This window comes from Fibrobacter sp. UWEL, from assembly GCF_900142535.1.
Classification (GTDB): domain Bacteria; phylum Fibrobacterota; class Fibrobacteria; order Fibrobacterales; family Fibrobacteraceae; genus Fibrobacter.
On the sequence record NZ_FRBE01000011.1, the window covers coordinates 25179 to 43573 of the forward strand.

The following is an 18395-nucleotide window of genomic DNA, read 5'->3' on the forward strand; positions in this document are numbered from 1 at the left end:
CCTATTGCAAATGCCGTGCCAACTTTTTGAAAAGCGGGAAAAATAGGCTAGTATTTTAAAAACTGGCAGGAATAAACCGCGGATTCGGGGTAGGAATTTCAATTAGAAACGCAGACCGTTTCACCCCTGCAACACAGGATGTTTCGTTTTGCAAGTTTGGTGAGCTTGCCGAACCATTTTCTAAATTGTTCATTGAAAAATGCCAAGAAATCTGTACGAAGGAAACATTTTAAAGAATATCGGGATTTTCTCCATCCCGTTTTTGATCGCGAACTTCCTGCAGACTCTTTATGGCATGGCCGACCTATTTATTATAGGACAGTTTACCGATGCCGCCGGGATTACCGCCGTAGCGGTAGGTAGCCAGGTCATGCATTTCGTGACGGTGATTCTCATCGGGCTTACCATGGGTACCACGGTGCTTATGGGGCAGGCTGTAGGTGGCAAGCGCCACAGAAGTCTCAGTCGCATCCTGGGAAATACCATAGTGATCTTTACGGTGGTGTCCATCCTCCTCATGGCGGTACTGCTGGCCTGCGCTCCTCAGATAGTCTCCCTCCTGTCCACCCCGACGGAAGCCGTAGAAGGTACCATCCGCTATCTGGTGATCTGCTTTATGGGCGTTCCTTTCATTACGGCCTATAACGTGGTGGCGGCCGCCTTCCGCGGGCTAGGCGATACCAAGAGCCCCATGTATTTCGTCACTGCCGCCTGCGTGGTAAACATCGGGCTGGACTTCCTATTTGTAGGTCCCCTGGGGATGGGCCCCTCTGGTGCGGCTCTGGCCACGGTCCTCTCCCAGGTTTTCTGCATCGCTCTTACCCTGGCTTCCATCAAGTGGGTAAAGCGGGTCCACTTTGGCGTTACCCTTTCCCGCCGTGACTTACGTCCCAACAAGGCTCTTCTCTGGTCCTTGACGAAGATCGGCTTCCCCATCGCCTGTCAGGAAGGGTTCATTCAGGTCTCCTTCCTGTTCATTACCCTCATCGCAAACTCCCGCGGGCTGGAAATCGCTGCCGCCGTTGGCATTGTGGAAAAGATTATCTGCTTCCTCTTTCTGGTACCATCCGCCATGTTGTCCTCTGTATCGGCCATCAGCGCCCAGTGCATTGGGGCTGGCCGCTACGATCGAGCTCGCCAGACGCTTTACAGCGGTATGGGAATTGCCGCCGGTTTTGGCCTTGTTTGCGGAATCCTCTTCCAGTTTGTCTCGGAGCCGGTGCTGGCCCTGTTTACGGACGACCTGCAGGTCATTACCTTTGGAACACAGTACCTTCACGCCTATGTTTTTGACTGTATGGTGGCGGGCATCCATTTCTGCTTTAGCGGGTATTTCTGCGCTTGCGGGCTATCCCTCGTTTCCTTTATCCATAATGCCATTTCCATCGTGACCATGCGTGTGCCTGGCGCCTATCTGGCATCCATTTGGTATCCCGATACATTGTTCCCCATGGGTATTGCCACTCTGAGCGGCTCCTTCCTGTCGGTAATAATCTGTCTTGGAGTATACCTGGTCATCGAACGTCGCCGAAAAATACGTAACTAAAAGCACATCAACGGAATAATTCTTTTCCATTTATATAAAACGAATATATTTTTTGAGGGCTCCCTTCCGCGGAAGGGTTTTTCGTGTATGGTTTTGACGTTCCCTGGAGGGATCTTTGTCTTCTTTTTTGCTTTATTATTCGGTAATTTCCCTGGTGGTTGCCGTTATCGACTTGGTGGTGGCAAAACTTGCCTTTAGCAAGAAAGGCGTGCTGGGAAAAAGTCTAGCTGCGACTTGTGTAGGCTGCGCCCTTGTGGATCTGAGCTATCTGGCCAGTATCTGGAGTGAAGACTATTTTGTGAATTCCTGCATGTCCAGCATCTACTTTGTCTGTGTGGATGCCATGCTGGTGTGCCTGCTGTTCTTCCTGACCCGTTTTACCAGGCGAAAGGTGAATAAGGTTGGGGGATTTGCCCTTAAGTTCTGTGTCGTCTACGCCTGTATCGAAGTGGTTCTTTTTGGCATTAATCCCTTCAAGGAATTTGTCATTAGCTACGTCCCCCGCGCATCGGAGTTTGCCAAGTTCAGCTATGATATGCATGCACTTTACTACGTGCACCTGTTCTTCTGCTATGCGATGGTGGCTGCTGCTATTACGCTCCTGGTCCACAAGTTGATTGTGCTTCCGATGGAATACAAGCGTCAGTATGTTTATGCAATCACTGGTATTGTGGTCATCGTCGGTGTAAATGGCATTTTCCTGTTTGCCCCTGGTCTACAGCTCTATAATTTCCTGGATTACTCCATTCTTGCCTACAGTATTGGCACTTATATCTTCTATTGGGCTTGTTTCCAGTATTCCGCCAAGGGCATGCTGAAACTGTTCAAGATGAGCGTTTTTGAAAATCTGGATCAGGGTCTTGTTCTGTTTGATTACGATGGCAGGATGATTCTTCACAACGATATGGTTCATACCCTTCTTCCTCAGGTAGAACTGAAGGAATACATGCGTATGGACGACTTCCTTAGGAAGTGTGAAATTCGCATGGACGAGGGCTGCGAAAACATGGTGGTCCAGTGTTATGCCAAGGATGGCGACGTGAACAGGCCCCTTCGCTGTGACTTTAGAACTTTGCAGAATAAGCGCCGTCGTGTCATTGGCCATCTGTTTATGTTCTCCAACGCAGTGCTTACCACTGACCCTCTGACCGGTTTCCATAACTGGGACGACTTCTGTGTTTATGCAGATGAAACTAAGAACGTTCGTCGCGAAAGCTTGGTGGTTGCAGCCTGTGATATTGTGGGCCTTTCCGTATTGAATAGCTCCAAGGGCCATCATGCGGGCGACCAGATGATCAAGAATCTGTCTGACAAGTTCCGCGAGAAGTTCCCCTCTGGAACTTACTTCATCCGCGGCCAGGATGCCATGCTGATCGCCCTTTGCATTCGCGGTCAGGAAGCTTCCGTTCTGGAATTGCTTGACCAGATTGGAAAGGACTTTGAACATAATATTCAGTATGCGGTAAGTGTCTGTGAGCCTGATGCCGTCTTGCTGGAATCCATTGCCGTTGCAGTCAGGGGCGTTCGCCAGAAGAAACTTCTGGACCGTAACTCCGCCCATTCTGTGGTGCTGAACTCCCTAGTGCAGGCCCTGCAGGAATGCGATTCCGATACGGAAGAACATGTTCGCCGCACGCAGACCCTAGGTGCAGAACTGGGGCGTCGCATTGGTCTTTCTGACGTGGATCAGAGTAACCTCTCCTTGCTGTGCCTGCTACACGACATCGGCAAGATTGGCGTACCTCTTGAAATCCTGAACAAGCCTGGCAAACTCACCAATGAGGAATGGGAGGTCATGCGAACTCATACCGCAAAGGGCTTCCAGATTGCCAATAGCTCTGAGGAACTGAAGGGCATTGCGGATATGATCTTGCATCATCACGAACGTTGGGATGGTGCAGGCTATCCTGATTGCCTATCTCGTGAAGCCATTCCTCTGCTGTCTCGTATTATTGCAGTGGTGGATGCTTATGATGCCATGGTCAACACTCGTGTTTATCGCAAGGCATTACCTCAGAGGGTTGCCATCGATGAACTGAAACGTTGTGCGGGTTCCCAGTTTGACCCCAACATCGTTTCGGAATTTATCCAGATGCTGGATTCCATGCCTTCCACTGAAAAGGTATCCACTGTAGACGAACCTTCTAGAGAGTTGGTTCGTGAAGAAATCGCCCAGGGCGATACGGTGGTGGCAAGTGTGGTGAATACGGTACATGCTCTGAAGTATGTCCGCTATACTCTGGACGAACAGAACTTCATTGTAGGCATTGATGGTGACTTTGAAAAGTTGACTGGCTTTACCAAGGAAGATATTGAAGCCCGCCATATGAACCAGGTGGACTTGCTTCCCGAAGAAGACCGTATGGAATACGTGACCCAGATGATGGAACATTTGGGCCGAGCTCCCCAGGCATTCTTTGAACATCGTATCCGTCGTAAGGATGGCTCGATAATCTACGTGCTGTGCTTTGGTCGCCGCTACTTCGATTCCGCAGTTCGGGCGGGCCGTGCAGAAATCGTGGTGGCAGACGTGTCTGACACCTACTCCCTGCGAGTCATGGTAAGTACCGAACGTAACAAGGCTCGTATCCAGCAGGAACAGTGGGAAAATGCCTTCCGTAAGGATTCCCTCACGGGGCTTTTGAATCGTTCCGCCTTCAAGAGCGATACGGAATACAAGCTTCTGGAAGGCAAGACCAAGGTCATGCTCTTAATGTTGGACGTAGACCATTTCAAGCAATACAACGATAACCACGGACACGTTGAAGGGGATGAATTCCTGACGCTGGTGGGGCAGACCTTACTGTCTACCTTGCGTCGCGATGATATTGCTGGACGTATGGGTGGTGAGGAGTTTGCCGCCGCACTGTTCTTCGATCCCGCCTGTACTGATGAGTTTATGTACCAGCGTGCCCAGCAGATTTTCGACAAGATTACCATGTCCTTGAAGGTGGCTGCCAATAGCACCAGTATTTCCATGGGTGCAGTTATAGCCAACATGACCATGAATAACTTCAACGCCCTGTACCAGGCTGCAGATAAGTTGCTGTACAAGTCCAAGGAAGCAGGGCGTGCCCGCCTGTCTTTCTAGGGCTTTATGGATATGCAAAAAGGCGAGGCTTTATGCCGCGCCTTTTTGCTTATACTTGTTCTAGTTCCCTGCGGGGTTAGTCTAACTTGCCTTGGTAAAGTTCCAGGAGCTTGCGGGCCAGGAGACTTGTGTACTTGGCGTTGGTGAGTGTCACCTGGGCGCTTTCCAGATTGTTCTTCTGGGTCAGGTAATCCGTGTAGGTGATGGCGCCTGCATTGCGCTGTTCTTCGGCGACTGCCAGGGCTTCCGTTTCCGCTTCCACCTGGAGGATGGCGGCCTTCCATTGCATATCGGCGCTCATGGCGTTGAGATAGAGTTTCTCCATGTTATTTTCCAGATTCTTGGAGGATTCCTGGAGGGCTACCTGGGAGGAGGCTTCGTTGACTTGCGCCTGGAGGACCTTGTTTTCCGTGGAGCCGTTGTCGATAATGGGGATGTTAATATTTAGGGAGATGGAGTTCTGCCAACCGTTCTTCATTTGGCGGGCGTAACGGTCCGATTCCCAGGCGGTAAAGCCTGTGGAGGAATTGGCGCCTAGAGTCACGGTGACGGAACTGTTCTTGCCGGCTACTTCCACATTCTTGTTGGCAGCCTTCACGGAAATGCTATCGGACTTGAGTCCCGGATTTGCGGCTCGGGCATCGTCCATCAGCTGGGCGTATGCGGGAAGCGGTTCCAGGGAGTCCGGGGAGGAAATGTTTGCTTCCGGTGCGGAGACCAGCATGCTGTCGCTTGCGTCCAGTTCCAGGAGCTGGCGCAGGGTCGTCTTGCTGGTGTTCACGTTCAGCTGGGCGGTAAGCTGTGCCACCTGCTTTTGCAGAACGTTGGACTGGGATTGGGTCAGGTCCTTCTTGGTGATGGAGCCTGCCTCGAAAAGCTTGGAGTAATGATCGAATTCTGCCTGGGATAGCTCTACGGAAGCATCTGCCGTACGGAGCTTTTCCTGGGCGGCCAGCAAGTTGATATAGGCGTTCAGGACGCTTTCCTGGATGGTGCGTTCCGTCTGCTTGGTAGCGAGGATTGTAGCTTCCTTCGATAACTGGGTAGCTTCCGTATTCAGCTTGGTGGATCCGCCGTCCCACAGGGTATAGGAACCGGAAATGCCAACGCTAAAGCGGTAATGGTCCTGGGGATGAGCTGCCAGGGGATAGTCGTAGAGGGTATTGCCGATGTTGGCGCTGACGGTGGGGCCGCCGCTGGACTTGGCTTGCTTTACGGAAATTTCAGCAGACTGTTCCTTCAGCTTGGCGGCTTCCAGGGAGAGACTGGACTTCTTGGCCTTATCCAGGCACTGTTCCAACGTCCAGGTTTCACCTGCCATGGCAACGGATGCCGCTGCAAGGATTCCAAATAATGTTGCTCTAGACTTGATCATGCCCTTTTGATGCTTGATAAGGTGAATTCGTTGCCATTAGGCTTAAGTTACGCCCAAAATAGAAAAAACGTTACTTGTAAGGAAACAAAAAAAGGCTTGGTGGAACCAAACCTTTTCTAGTGGACGGTACTGGATTTGAACCAGTGACCTCTGCCGTGTGAAAGCAGCGCTCTAAACCAACTGAGCTAACCGTCCAAGCGTGGGTGCAAATATAGAATGCGCAGGATAATCTGTCAAGGGGGACTAAAGTCCCTCCTCAGAGAAATTCTTGAGGTAATTGAGGAGGAGCTTCAGCTCCCCTCTGCATCATTATAAATACTTGTCTTCGGCGGCCTTGAGGATGGTCAGGAATTCGGAGGGGTCCTTGGAGGCAATCAGGTCCTTACGGACACCGCCATCGGCCAGCAGACGGCTGACGGAGGACAGGGCCTTCAGATGAGGACCTACGGTATTGCCCGGGCTCACGATGAGGATAATCAAATAGACCGGTTCCCCATCGAAGGAGGCAAAGTCCAGGCCGTTCTCGATGGTAGCGGCTACCATGCACATGCGGTCTACATAGTCAATCTTTGCGTGGGGGACGGCAAGACCGCAACCGATACCGGTGGAACGGCTCTGTTCGCGGCTCCAGACGGCGTCAAAGATTTCGTTACGGTGTTCCAGCTTGTAGGCACTGCAAAGAGTATCTACCAGCTCGTTCAGGATAGCTTCCTTGGTGGTGCTGGAAGAGTTAATGATGATGCAATTGTCGACAAACCTTTCGGAAAGACGCATTTTTACCGATCCTTTATTAAGTACTAATAGAATATTTTAGCAATTATTTCAATTTTGGGGAGGGTCAAAAACCTAATGTAATCTCAAAATATCAAAAAACGCTAAAATTTGCTTAAAAAAGCGGATAATTCTAGTTCGGATTGGAATGATTCCCATTGGTCTAGGGCGGTTTTCATGGTCATGACGTCAATTTGACCAGGGGCGTGGGCACATCCGATGGCTCCGTAGGTCAAATTCGCCCCTTCCTTCAGGGACCAGAGGCGGCTGGCCTTGCCCGTTTCGCCCATTCCGAAGGCGGCAAAAAGCTTGAATTTTTTGAAATTCTTCTTGATAAACTTATACAGTCGACCGCAATCTTCGGTGTCGTTACTCATGGCGGCGATTTTCAAACCCGGAGCCTTGAAACGGAGAACGTCCTTGGCGAAGTTTTCCAGCTCGGAATCACTTGGAACCCGAGAGAAGTTATGTTCAGAAATCAATAACTGAACCTTGCGGCCTGCGGTTAATTTGTTCAAATTTTCGAACTGATGGAGGCAATCGCGCTCCAGGTCGAGCCACTGGGGAACTACAGGTGCTTCCAGGATTTTTTTCCAGAGGTCCAGTCGTTCTATCTCGCGGGCATCGGGGAAGGTGCCGCCATCGCGCTTGAGGCGGATGGTGCCAATCTGCAACTTGCCGGGGGCAACTTTTTCAACTCTTGCGGAAAGTTCGGGCCACATCTTTTCGTCAAAGAAATCGTAGCGGATTTCCAGGGAGGTGCAGGCGCCTAGATCCAGGTGGACCGGGTGCATGGAATCCTTTTCGGCAGCTTCCAGAATTTCGGGCCCGATGAGGCCTACGAGGTACTTTTCGTTCATGGAGACAAAGAAAAAAGAGTGAACTGTGACAAATTGCTTTGTGTTAGACAGGATGGAGATGTCCCTGCCTAGTGTGCAATGATAGTAAAATTTCTTTTTTTATTGACAAATGGTTCGCCGATTTTTACTATTTCCCTTTGATTTTTGAGGGCTAGGAGGCGAAGTGAAAGAGATTTTCACTTATCTTGTGTTGTGCGGTGTGTTGTCAGTAAGCGTTCTTGCTGCAAATTTCCCGTATTCAGAATGGAATCTTGCAAACTATAATGGTGCCTTTGCAACGTTCAGTGATGGTCTAGTTTCTATTAATAATGGTGGATCTGATTATTGGAATGTTCAGCTAACGCGTAAGAATATTGAACTTCAATCTGGTAAAACATATGAAGTGAAGTTTTTCTTGCAGGGCGTCAGTGCACGTCGTTATACAGAAATCCGTATTGGCAGAGATGGCTTCCCTTATGATGCATTTGCTGAATTTGGTGAAGTTGTTGCTACCGTGAACGGCCGTGAGGTTACCAAGACCTTTAGGATGAATTCTGGCAATGTAAGTAATGCTCGTTTGGAATTCAATTTTGGTAAGAGTGCCGGATCCGTCTATTTTTCGGACGTAAGTCTTAATTGTCTCGATTGTGGAAATACGGTTGTCACACCCAGTAAGCCTAGCACGGAACAAACAGAATCCGGTTATTTAGATTATGTTGTTGTTGCAAATACAATCGATTTTCGCGATAATTCCAAAGCCTTGGGCAATGTTGTCGGTGGGGATGTAGAATTAGGTGTTGAATCAAAAATTTACGGTGATGTAAGCGTTTCTGACAATTGTTTCTTGCGTGAGCGTGCTTACGTTGTTGGTGATTTGCGTTTCGCAACTTCGTGTACAGAGCAGAATGATGTCTATGCTGCGACAAAAATAAAGGCGGGTGTCCAAAAGCCTTCTGTTCAGTTGCCTGAGATTGTCCTGGGAACCACGCCAGTGTCTGTAAATCTTGACGGCTCTTTGCAGCTTGTTCCGGGTAACTATGGCGCATTTTATGCAAATACGCGTGCAAAGGTGCGCTTTTCTGCGGGAACATACTCTTTCCAGAACTTCTATACAGAACCGGATGCAGAAATCGCTTTTGACATGACCTCTGGTCCGATTTCCATTGCCGTTGCCGGTAATGTCAGGTTCGGTGATCGAAATAAAATCTCCATTGTTGGAGGAAATCCAAGTGAAATAACTTGGAATGTCGCTGGTGAAACGGTTGATTTCGGTACTGATGGCTTGTATTTTGGTAAGGTTATTGCTCCGAATGCATTTGTGCGTATCCCGTCTAGAACTCATTTGGTCGGTGGAGTCTATGCGAATAAGTTCTTGATGGAACCTCAGTCTACGGTATCGCAGGAGCCTCGTGCTGACGAAATTTCCCATAGCGAAGAACATTTTGGCCCGTTCTTTAACTCTGGTGTATACCGCTACAATTCTGTTGTTTCGACCCAAACTTCCAATATTGAAATGTTTGTGTATGCAGATGATGTGAATGTGAAGGTGAATGGTGGCTCTTCCAAGCTGGTGGAACTTTCTTCTCCGAATCAGTCTGTCGTAGTGTCTCTTACTCGTGATATGATTTCTGGATTTCCGGTGGAGGCTTCCTATAGTAACTATGTCTTTGATTTCTCTAAGAGTTCTAACTATAGGGTTTATTGGAATCCTCAAACTCTGTGCAAACAGGGCTGTGATGGCTCCTCTGCAACAACTGCGATTGGTGATTTTGAAACCGTTCTCTCCATCGCCAAATCTACTGGTAGGGAAATCAATATGGCTGGTGGTACTTGGAATGCGGCTGACAACTACAAAGATGGCGTAGTTCCATGGATGGTAGGTTTTGAAATTGTCGGTAATACCACGGACCTTTGGGAATTGAATTCTGAAAATGATTTGCCAATGATTAACCTGGGAAAAACTTCTCATATTCAGATAGAAGGAGAATCTCCCCGCAGCCTTAAGGGGCTTCGCGTGACCGATGGCATCAACTCTGAAAATGGCGGCGCCTTGAATACAGGTAATCAGAAAATATCGTTGAAGAATGTGCTGATTTCTAATTCTGGGTCTGCAAAAAATGGCGGTGCTATTTTTTCCATGGATACACTTAATCTTGAAAATGTTCGCTTCGCGAACAACTATGCCGCAGAAAATGGTGGTGCTGTATTTTCAACAGGAAAGGTTAGCGCGATCAATACGCTATTCCTTGGTAATTCAGCGGCAAAGAATGGTGGTGCAATTTCTGTGTATGCTGCTGATGCATATATTGCAAATGCCATTTTCTATAGCAATGGTGCTGATGTTAATGGTGGTGCTCTTTACAATTCTGGTGCAACACTGAATCTCTGGAATGCGACATTCTTTGCAAATAAGGCTAGCGCTGCAAATGGTGCTATTGGTGGTGCTGCGAATGGTGTGATTGGAAACTCTATTTTCTGGAAGAATACTGCTGGTTGCAACACTGCGGAATGTGGTGGAGAAGTCGTTTCCGGTTATTCTGCAGTGAGCTCTTCCTTCACGAAGGCTTATCCTGGTACAAATAACTTCGCTGGTGATCCGAAGTTCATTGATGAAAGTAAACCTGCTGGTGAAAATATGTATATGGGTTATGATGCTGGCATTAATTTAAGCAAAGAGTCCGTTCTTTTAAAAGCTGGCATACAAAGTACAAGTATGCTGAGGTTTGATATTTTGAATATGAATCGCCCTAACGATGAAATTGCTTTGGGAGCCTACGCCTATGCAAATGCATTAAGCAATGCATTTTTTGGCGTGTTGGATGATGATGGAAATGTGGTTGAAAAGATGCCTGCAATACCTTTGATTACCGCGGTTTCTGGAGCGTATTACAGAGAGTATATCGCTTCGACTCCTTACTCGCGAGTTTGGAAGGTTTTTGTACAAAAACATAAAAAAACGAATAAGGAGAGGGCAAGGGTAAAGTTGTGGGTGAAAAATAGGGATGGGGAAAAAATAGATGAGAAACCTATTGAATTTGATGTTTATAAAAATGGTGAAGAACATGGCCAATATGTTTTTCAAACTATGACAAAAAATGCAGGCAAACCGGTATTATTTACGAAACGCCCTCAGGACGCGGGAAATTTTGATGAGGCAATAGTGATATACATGAGTTCTGTTTCGGATTATTTTTATTATGAAGCTCAATAAAAAAAGGAAAAGCATGCTGAGATTTTTTTTGTTTTTCCTATGTTTATGGGGCGTCTTTGCGTGTGATGATGTTGAACGTGGCGATGCGTATGCGGGAAGGAATTCTTTGCAGTGTCACCAAGAAAATAAGGTTGTTAGTTGTACTGAAGTTAATCCTCTAGTCGGACCTGTTGGAGGAGTTTCTAATGACAATGCCATTTTTGGAAACGGAGAAATTGAAGAAATTGATTGGGAAACAACGGTATCATGGTTTCTTAAGTCGTATGATCATCTTTATGGTTTTGATGTGGACCCTTTAGCATTTTATCCAGATAATGTTGAAAGGGGACAAGATGTTTATATGTCTGTAAAACGTGGAGAGCTTGCCAAGTTAAGAATACGAGTAGATCCTAAGATAAAAGACGATTTTCATCTTCATCAAATTGATGAAAAAAAACAGATTATCTCTTCAGATGTTTATCAGGGAGGGGACATTTGTGTTGCGGACATTTGTCTTAGAGAAATTGAACTGTCTAAAGGTGATTATGCTGTGTACTATGGGAATGTTGATAAAAAGAGATATGTCCATGTTATTGAATTTTCAAAAGATGAAAAAAATATTGATTTCGTGCAGTATGGTGACGCAGATAACTCAAATTGTTTTTTTGGAGAAGAAAATGGCTGTTACAATAGGGATAACGTAGAGGAAAGTTTTAACGAAGTGTTCTCGCAGGCGGTAGTTGGAGGACGCTTTGTTGAGCGGAAACCATCAGATTTTAAACTCGATGATGTTTTGTATGTAGATTTGACGGAACCAATGAATCTTAACGATTATTTATCGGACGTTGTTACGCAAATCGTTATGGAAAAAAATCCAGATATGAAAAGTAAATATGAAGTTTATCAAAAATATATGGTACAACAAAGTGCAAAAATTGTGCAGCGTGATGAAAAAAAAGTAGAATTAAACGAATGTTATGACAAAAATTCGTCTAAATATGCTTGTGAGCCATTAGAAAGAAAGATTGTGTCGATGAACAGTGAAATTCAATCGTTGCGTAAAAAAATTGAAGCAGCACACTTGAGTTTTATGACTGTATCTCATATTGATAACTGGAGCGTCAATGTGGTTTTGGGAATCAATGAGATGTCGATTGGATGGGATTTACCGTCAAATGCGTTGTCAGGAACTATTGTTTTGCAAAATTATAGTGATTACAATAATGTATGTACAAAGTATTATAAATTGACTTATGATGAGGGGTGTCTGAATAAACGCTTTCCCATGTATTTGGTGAGTTCTGATCCCAATATTCAACAAAAGCGTATTGAAGCTGAAATGGTTGATTTTGATAAGGAATCAAATTCTTTTTTGTTGAAATTGTACAATGTAGGAAGCGGTTCTGGCCATTATCGCTATACTCTTGTTGCCGATGTCTATCCGATTGTTCCTGGTTTTCCATATGCTGTTGCATATGCAGCGCAGATTCCGGGTACTTTTGTAAATGGTTTCCCAAGAAAGGATGGGCCCTCTGCGGTTGTTGGAGGTCTTGTCTGGGGAGCCCATACTAGCGGGCAAAATTCGTACAATACTTTGAATCATGAAATCGCTCATACATATGGAATGTCCGATGCGTATATGTCTAATGACGATCCGTTTATCTATAAGTCAACAGAAGAAACGAATTTAATGAATTATGCTACTCCCATAGGGCCCAAAATAGCATATAGACCTAAACAGGTTGTCTACACATCAAAAAATGAAAGAATTAAGAAAAATGGAAAATATGCTACAGAAAGTCAATGGTTATGTATGCGAGATAGAACAAAGTGTGTGTATCAATAGGGGTTAAAAATGTTCAGTCTCAGTATTAAAGTCACTTGCGTCTTGTTAATCGCTTTCAATGTTGCTCTTTCGGGCGAAAAAAAAACTTATGAGCTAGATGGTAGACCTTTTGTTTCTCAAAATAAAACGAACGGCCCTAAAGCGATTGTGTCTGTGTTGGATAATCGCCAAATGACAAAGTCCTTGGATTCTCTTGTTTACTCACAGAACAAAGTTGAAATTGTTTTAGATAAGAGAGTTCAATGGATTGAATTAGAAAAAAATAAAAATTATTCGATTTGTCTTGAAAAATCTTTTGGTGATGGACAGTGGAATGTAAAAAATATCTTATTTGAGAGGCAAGGAGATTGTGTATTGTTGCAGTCTGGTAGTTTTGTTAAATCTGCCGTCGTAAGGTACGATCGTTCATTAGAGGAGGTTGTTAATATTAACGTTTTGGTAGGGATGAAATATATAGATCTTTCACAAAAAGAACATTTGTTGGGATACAATGGATCGGAAAAAAGGAAACAAAAAAAGGATGCGTCTTCCCGTGTTTTAAACATAGGCTTAAAGTATGCAGAAGGTGGTTATCTTGATTCTTTGCGATTTGAACGTATTCAGGAGGTTCTTGCTGTTGATGAGTACAAAGTGACGGAATGTGAGTTTGTCAATATGTTGTGGGACTCTATTCCAAATCAATTGTTGCCTGATATATTTGCAAATCAAAATTATTGGATTTCAGTAAAAAAGGGAATGACAAAGGGGGCCTGTGACGCACATGACTTCGCTGCAATACGGATTTCACCTTATTATGCATTGCTTTATGCAAATGAACGAAGTCGTCGTGATGGATTGGTTCCCGTATATAGCTTTGATTTCTCAAAAGATTGGCGCTCATTAAAATTTTTTGATGACGGACGATTTGGTATAAAACATGAGGTCTTTGCTTTGGATAATAGCGATGTTTCAGGATATGTTGTTGTTAGGGTGGATGAAAAAGCAAATGGCTATAGATTACCCTATTACGATGAATGGATGGCTTTGGCTCGTGGAGGACACGCGAATGCTGAATTCGTTTGGGGTAATGAAATAGACTCTTCTTTGGCTTTAGAATATGCATGGTTTGGTATTCAAGATTCTGAAGATCCTTTAAAAAAAATAAATCCGAAGAAACCTTATGAAAGAAAGTGGTTGAAGAATTCTTGCGGACGTTGGTTACAAAGCTCTCGTCCGGTAGGAAAGCTAAAACCGAATGATTTTGGACTTTACGATATTTCTGGGCTGGTTTGTGAAAGCGTGATGTTGCCTGGGAAAAGCATCTTTGACAATGAAGTTTTGACATGTAAAGGTGGGTTTATGTCGGATTCGTTAGGTGCATTGAATCTTGGTGCGCATTGTGATTATAAAGTTTCAAATGATTTCATTTTTCGTGGCCTACGTTTAGTACGGAAATTGAATTGAAAAAAATATTCTTAATTATTGTACAATTTGCCTTTTTATGACGATATATGATGAGGAATGTTTCTACATTAACCGACGAACAAGATAAAGGATGCTATTTATGGCAGATTGTAACGAAAAGAAAGAAGCTCAGAATCCGGACATGATCAAGAAGGCCGAAGAATATCTGGCCAATAACCGCCGCATTTTCCTGTGGGGCGGTGTGGATGACGAAAGTGCGGAACGCATCGTGAAGCAGCTTCTTTATCTGGATTCCTTGAACCACGACGATATTACTCTTTACATCAACAGCCCGGGCGGCGTCATTTCCAGCGGTCTTGCTATTTATGACTGCATGAACGCCATCCAGAGTGATGTGGTGACCGTTTGCTGTGGCCAGGCTGCCTCTATGGGCGCTGTGCTGTTGACTTCTGGTGCCAAGGGCAAGCGTTATGCATGGCCCAATGCCCGCATCATGATTCACCAGCCCTTGATTCACGGTGAAATTGTGGCTCCTGCCAGCGACATCCAGATTCAGGCCGAAGAAATGCTGCGTATCCGCGGTATCACCGGCAAGATCCTGGCTGAAACTTCCGGCCATACCATGGAAGAAATTGACCGCGACACTGAACGTGATAACTTTATGTCTGCAGAAGAAGCCAAGGCTTACGGCCTGGTGGACGTTGTAGAAAGCAAGCTGTAATATGGGATTTTTTTCTGCGATTAAGAGCGGTCTTGCCAAGACCCGCGACGCCCTTATGGGAGAACTGAAGGGCATTGTCGGTGCAGGCAAGATTACTGACGATACTCTGGAAGAACTGGAAGAACACCTGATCAAGGCGGATGTGGGCGTAGAAGCCGCATTCCTCTTGACGGATGCTCTCCGCGAAAATGCTTTGGGCAAGTCCCTCACTACCGAACAGGTTTTGGACATTATGCGCTCCGAAGCGGAACGTCTTCTGAAGGATCCTCCTCCCTTTGAACTGAAGGGGAAGCCCCATGTGGTTCTCGTCATTGGCGTGAACGGTGCTGGAAAGACTACAACCATCGGTAAGCTTGCCGCACGTCTCATTGGCGAAGGCAAGAAGGTGATGATTGCCGCCTGCGATACTTTCCGTGCGGCAGCCATTGACCAGCTGGAAACTTGGGCTGAACGTTCTGGCGCAGAATTTGTGAAACATCAGGAAGGCTCCGACCCGGCAGCAGTTGCCTTTGACGCCTGCCAGGCCGCACAGGCCCGTGGTTGCGACGTAGTGCTGATCGATACTGCTGGTCGCTTGCACAATAAAGACTACCTGATGGAAGAATTGAAGAAGATTGTCCGCGTCATCAAGAAGGTGGACCCCAGCATGCCTCACGACATGTGGCTGGTCATCGATGGCAATACCGGACAGAACACCATCAACCAGACCAAGATCTTCAACCAGAGTTTCCCGCTGACGGGTCTCGTGGTGACCAAGCTGGATGGTACCGCCCGCGGTGGCGCAGTACTTTCCATCGCCAGCTCCCTGCAGATTCCTATCCGCTGGATTGGTATGGGCGAACGCATCGACCAGCTGGTTCCCTTCAGCAAGTCTGAATACGTGGAAGGTCTTTTCGAGAACGCTCTGGAAGAGAAGTCCGACAGTTAGGAACTTCTTTAAGATGGCAGGCATTTTCAACAACAAGTGCTTTAGGGTGGGGCGGCTCGGCTGTCTCGCCTTTGCCTTATTGTTGGGTGTGGGCTGTTCCGGCGAAGTTGTGGTGGACCAGAAGCTGGTGGACACCTTTGTGGAACTGCGCCTGATGGATATGGCCTATGGGGGAGACTCTCCCATGGCTCGACTTTCCCGTCAGGACATTCTCAAGAAGGCTGGCTATACCCGCGAACAGTATCTGGACGAAGTCAATAAAATACTGGACGATCCGGACCAGTGGATTCCTTTTCAGAAGGCTGTAAACGATCGCATCGATACCTTGCTTGCTGTTAGAAAGGAAATGGAACAGGCGAAGCCTTCCGTGCCCAAGTCCGGCCCCTCTGCTCCGGCTATGAAGCCTGCTCCTAATACACCGCCCCGGACTCGTAAGGGGGTAATTGAAGGTGATTAAGCACGTCTTCATTCTCCTTGCGCTGTTCGCCTCTCTGGCTCTTGCCGCTCCCGCGGAAAAGGCTCCCAAGGCTGCGGACAGTTCGGCGGTTCACTGGTTCTCTTACAACCAGGCCCTCAATCTTGCCAAGGTCCAGAAGAAGCTGATCTTTGTGGATATGTATGCGGACTGGTGTGTGCCCTGCCGGATCATGGACGTAAACGTCTATGGCGACACCGCTGTTGCAAAAGTCTTGAATGAGCGTTTTCTTCCCGTAAAGCTGGATGCCGATTCTCAGGAAAAGATTACCTGCGATGGCAAGAAGAAGACTGTTCAGAAATGTTATTCCGAAGTATGGGAACTGAAGGCCCTGCCCTCCTTTGTGCTGGTGGCGCCTAAGGGAATGTCCATCCTTACGGTTACCCAGTCCATGACTGTGGAAGATATGCTTTACCTGCTGAATCAGTTCCTTTCAAAAGAGAAGGAGTGGATTGCACGATGAACGAACAATTCCTTTTTTACGTACAGATAGCTTTCTGGGTTCTGCTGTTCCTGGTGGTCCACTGCTATTTCCTGTTCCTGGTTTCCCTGCCCTTCATTAGCGAACTTTTCAAGCGCCGCAAGAGGGACCTGGACGAAAGCGATGAACTGCCTACGGTGTCCATCCTGATTTCCGCCTTCAACGAAGAGGCGGTGATTGAACGTAAGATCCAGAACATTTTGGAACTGGATTATCCCAAGGACAAGCTGGAAGTTCTTATTGGCGATGACGGTTCCGCAGACCGTACCGCCGAAATTATCGCCAGCTATGCCGACCAGGGAATCACCTTGGTGAAGGCTCCCAAGAATGCGGGCAAGGCTGCCATGCTGAACCGCCTCCACGGCATTGCAAAGAACGACATCCTGCTGTTCTGCGACGCCAACACTATGTTCTTCCCCAACGTGGTACGTAAGCTGGTGCAGCCGTTCAAGGACAAGAAGATTGGTTGCGCCTGTGGTCACTTGATCCTTTCCGACAAGAGCGGAAGCGTGCTGGGTCGTGGTGAAAGTTCCTACTGGGATCTGGAATCTGAAATCAAGAAGTTCGAAGGTATCCTGGATCGCCTGGTGGGCGGTAACGGCGCTCTCTATGCCATCCGTCGCAGCCTCTATACGGAACTGCCCGTCAAGAAGAGCGTCATGGATGACTTCTTCATTGCGACGAAGGTTCTGCAGAAGGGATTCTTCTGTACGTTCGTTTCCAGCGCTATCGGTACGGAACAGACCTCCAAGGAATCCAGCGGTGAATTCCGCCGTAAGGTTCGCATTGGCCGTGCAAACTACAACTTCCTGCTCTCCTATCTGCCTTTGCTGAATCCCTTCCGTCCCCTGACGGCTTATCTGTTCTTCTCCCACAAGATTCTGCGTTGGTTCTCTCCCCACATCTTTATCTTGCTGTACATCTGTTGCGGCTTGCTTTTGACCAGCGGTCTGGTGTACCAGATTTTCTTTGGCCTCATGACCTTGGGTCTCTTGGCATTTGCCTTTAAGCTTATTCCTGCGGGCTACTATTTCCTGCTGATGAATGTGGCTTTGCTGAAGGGCTTCTTCCTGTCTTTCACCCGCGAAAAGAGCGGTGGCTGGGCACGCGAAGCCCGCAGTGACGACGACGCGTAATCGAGTGGTTTTATGAAGTTGAAGAAAGTTTTTGCTGCAGTTCTTTTCGCCTTAGCCTTCGGCGGTGCCCCCGCCGGTGCGTTTACGCTAGATTTACAAGGCGGTGTGGTGAACTACGTCAGCGAAATCAGTAAGTTCAACTTGAATGTCTATGGCCACTGGTGGTATCCCATTGACCAGATGCTTTTCGTAGGCGTGGGAACGGGCTATCAGGAAATCGATAACGTCAGGCTGTTTCCGGTGTCCGGAAGCCTGTGGGTTCGCCTGCCCTTCGGTCGCACGGTCCTGCCTGTAGCTACAGGTGACTTCGGCTATCTCATCGGAAGCGATCACCAGATGTTTTGGCGTGCCGGCGGCGGCCTGGATATTAAGAATGGGGATTTGTCTTCCATCATGGTCATGGGCGGCTACGAATTCCTGGACCACTACGGAAAAGGCTACGCCTACATCCAGGCCGGCATCCTAATCGAAATATAAGGCGCTCGTTTGAAGGGCGCTAAAGCGCCTCTTCAAAATAGAATGCAAGAAATATTCTGAGATAATTATCGGGCAGATTTTGAGTAGGAGGCTTTGCCTCCACTCAAACAAAAAA

General features: G+C 47.0%; 14 protein-coding genes and 1 tRNA gene. 11 read left to right on the top strand and 4 right to left on the bottom strand.

All coding sequences use genetic code 11. The features are described from left to right. Positions 1-199 precede the first annotated feature (199 nt). The gene (locus BUB59_RS08385; RefSeq protein WP_073228455.1) at positions 200-1546 is read left to right on the top strand and encodes an MATE family efflux transporter; all 1347 of its coding nucleotides are present in this window, start codon (positions 200-202) and stop codon (positions 1544-1546) included. A 115-nt stretch (positions 1547-1661) separates the two neighbouring features. Further along, on the top strand, positions 1662-4637 hold the full coding sequence (locus BUB59_RS08390) for a diguanylate cyclase domain-containing protein (protein ID WP_073228459.1): 2976 nt from the start codon (positions 1662-1664) through the stop codon (positions 4635-4637). 76 nt (positions 4638-4713) lie between these two features. Here BUB59_RS08390 and BUB59_RS08395 read toward each other — a convergent pair whose 3' ends face one another. The 4 genes from BUB59_RS08395 to BUB59_RS08410 form a co-directional block, all read right to left on the bottom strand. Next, positions 4714-6012 carry a TolC family protein gene (locus BUB59_RS08395; RefSeq protein WP_073228462.1) on the bottom strand — a complete coding sequence of 433 codons (1299 nt, stop codon included), beginning with the start codon at positions 6010-6012 and terminating at the stop codon, positions 4714-4716. A gap of 120 nt (positions 6013-6132) precedes the next feature. Then, positions 6133-6207, bottom strand: a tRNA-Val gene (locus BUB59_RS08400). Between the two features lie 114 nt (positions 6208-6321). After that, positions 6322-6786 (bottom strand): PTS sugar transporter subunit IIA, encoded by a 465-nt coding sequence (locus BUB59_RS08405; protein ID WP_073228465.1) that lies wholly within the window; start codon positions 6784-6786, stop codon positions 6322-6324. A 101-nt stretch (positions 6787-6887) separates the two neighbouring features. Beyond that, positions 6888-7643 carry a type I 3-dehydroquinate dehydratase gene (locus tag BUB59_RS08410; RefSeq protein WP_073228469.1) on the bottom strand — a complete coding sequence of 252 codons (756 nt, stop codon included), beginning with the start codon at positions 7641-7643 and terminating at the stop codon, positions 6888-6890. Positions 7644-7806: 163 nt separating this feature from the next. Between BUB59_RS08410 and BUB59_RS08415 the strand changes: the two genes are divergently transcribed. The 9 genes from BUB59_RS08415 (at position 7807) to BUB59_RS08455 (ending at position 18280) form a co-directional block, all read left to right on the top strand. After that, positions 7807-10833 (top strand): carbohydrate binding domain-containing protein, encoded by a 3027-nt coding sequence (locus BUB59_RS08415; protein WP_083540245.1) that lies wholly within the window; start codon positions 7807-7809, stop codon positions 10831-10833. Continuing rightward, positions 10820-12658 (top strand): hypothetical protein, encoded by a 1839-nt coding sequence (locus tag BUB59_RS08420; protein WP_143160297.1) that lies wholly within the window; start codon positions 10820-10822, stop codon positions 12656-12658. The genes BUB59_RS08415 and BUB59_RS08420 overlap by 14 nt, the downstream gene beginning before the upstream one ends. A gap of 9 nt (positions 12659-12667) precedes the next feature. Further along, positions 12668-14101: an SUMF1/EgtB/PvdO family nonheme iron enzyme gene (locus tag BUB59_RS08425; protein ID WP_073228479.1), complete on the top strand. Its 1434-nt coding sequence runs from the start codon at positions 12668-12670 to the stop codon at positions 14099-14101. A gap of 100 nt (positions 14102-14201) precedes the next feature. After that, the gene (locus BUB59_RS08430; RefSeq protein WP_073228483.1) at positions 14202-14783 is read left to right on the top strand and encodes an ATP-dependent Clp protease proteolytic subunit; all 582 of its coding nucleotides are present in this window, start codon (positions 14202-14204) and stop codon (positions 14781-14783) included. 1 nt (position 14784) lies between these two features. After that, on the top strand, positions 14785-15711 hold the full coding sequence (gene ftsY / locus BUB59_RS08435) for a signal recognition particle-docking protein FtsY (protein ID WP_073228487.1): 927 nt from the start codon (positions 14785-14787) through the stop codon (positions 15709-15711). Positions 15712-15724: 13 nt separating this feature from the next. Beyond that, the gene (locus BUB59_RS08440; RefSeq protein ID WP_073228490.1) at positions 15725-16168 is read left to right on the top strand and encodes a hypothetical protein; all 444 of its coding nucleotides are present in this window, start codon (positions 15725-15727) and stop codon (positions 16166-16168) included. Beyond that, positions 16161-16649: a thioredoxin family protein gene (locus tag BUB59_RS08445; RefSeq protein WP_234980003.1), complete on the top strand. Its 489-nt coding sequence runs from the start codon at positions 16161-16163 to the stop codon at positions 16647-16649. The genes BUB59_RS08440 and BUB59_RS08445 overlap by 8 nt, the downstream gene beginning before the upstream one ends. Then, positions 16646-17803, top strand: coding sequence for a glycosyltransferase family 2 protein (locus BUB59_RS08450; RefSeq protein ID WP_073228494.1), 1158 nt, complete (start codon positions 16646-16648; stop codon positions 17801-17803). Before BUB59_RS08445 ends, BUB59_RS08450 begins: the two co-directional genes overlap by 4 nt. A 12-nt stretch (positions 17804-17815) precedes the next feature. Continuing rightward, entirely contained in the window at positions 17816-18280 is a 465-nt protein-coding gene (locus tag BUB59_RS08455; protein WP_234980004.1) for a hypothetical protein, read from the top strand. Positions 18281-18395: the final 115 nt, after the last annotated feature.

What these genes read in the sequence shown, in the direction of transcription:
- BUB59_RS08395 (WP_073228462.1), bottom strand. Translation starts at nt 6,012, where the DNA reads ATGATCAAGTCTAGAGCAACATTATTTGGAATCCTTGCAGCGGCATCC.
- BUB59_RS08430 (WP_073228483.1), top strand. Translation starts at nt 14,202, where the DNA reads ATGGCAGATTGTAACGAAAAGAAAGAAGCTCAGAATCCGGACATGATC.
- BUB59_RS08440 (WP_073228490.1), top strand. Translation starts at nt 15,725, where the DNA reads ATGGCAGGCATTTTCAACAACAAGTGCTTTAGGGTGGGGCGGCTCGGC.
- BUB59_RS08450 (WP_073228494.1), top strand. Translation starts at nt 16,646, where the DNA reads ATGAACGAACAATTCCTTTTTTACGTACAGATAGCTTTCTGGGTTCTG.
- BUB59_RS08420 (WP_143160297.1), top strand. Translation starts at nt 10,820, where the DNA reads ATGAAGCTCAATAAAAAAAGGAAAAGCATGCTGAGATTTTTTTTGTTT.
- BUB59_RS08455 (WP_234980004.1), top strand. Translation starts at nt 17,816, where the DNA reads ATGAAGTTGAAGAAAGTTTTTGCTGCAGTTCTTTTCGCCTTAGCCTTC.
- ftsY (WP_073228487.1), top strand. Translation starts at nt 14,785, where the DNA reads ATGGGATTTTTTTCTGCGATTAAGAGCGGTCTTGCCAAGACCCGCGAC.
- BUB59_RS08425 (WP_073228479.1), top strand. Translation starts at nt 12,668, where the DNA reads ATGTTCAGTCTCAGTATTAAAGTCACTTGCGTCTTGTTAATCGCTTTC.
- BUB59_RS08405 (WP_073228465.1), bottom strand. Translation starts at nt 6,786, where the DNA reads ATGCGTCTTTCCGAAAGGTTTGTCGACAATTGCATCATCATTAACTCT.
- BUB59_RS08385 (WP_073228455.1), top strand. Translation starts at nt 200, where the DNA reads ATGCCAAGAAATCTGTACGAAGGAAACATTTTAAAGAATATCGGGATT.
- BUB59_RS08410 (WP_073228469.1), bottom strand. Translation starts at nt 7,643, where the DNA reads ATGAACGAAAAGTACCTCGTAGGCCTCATCGGGCCCGAAATTCTGGAA.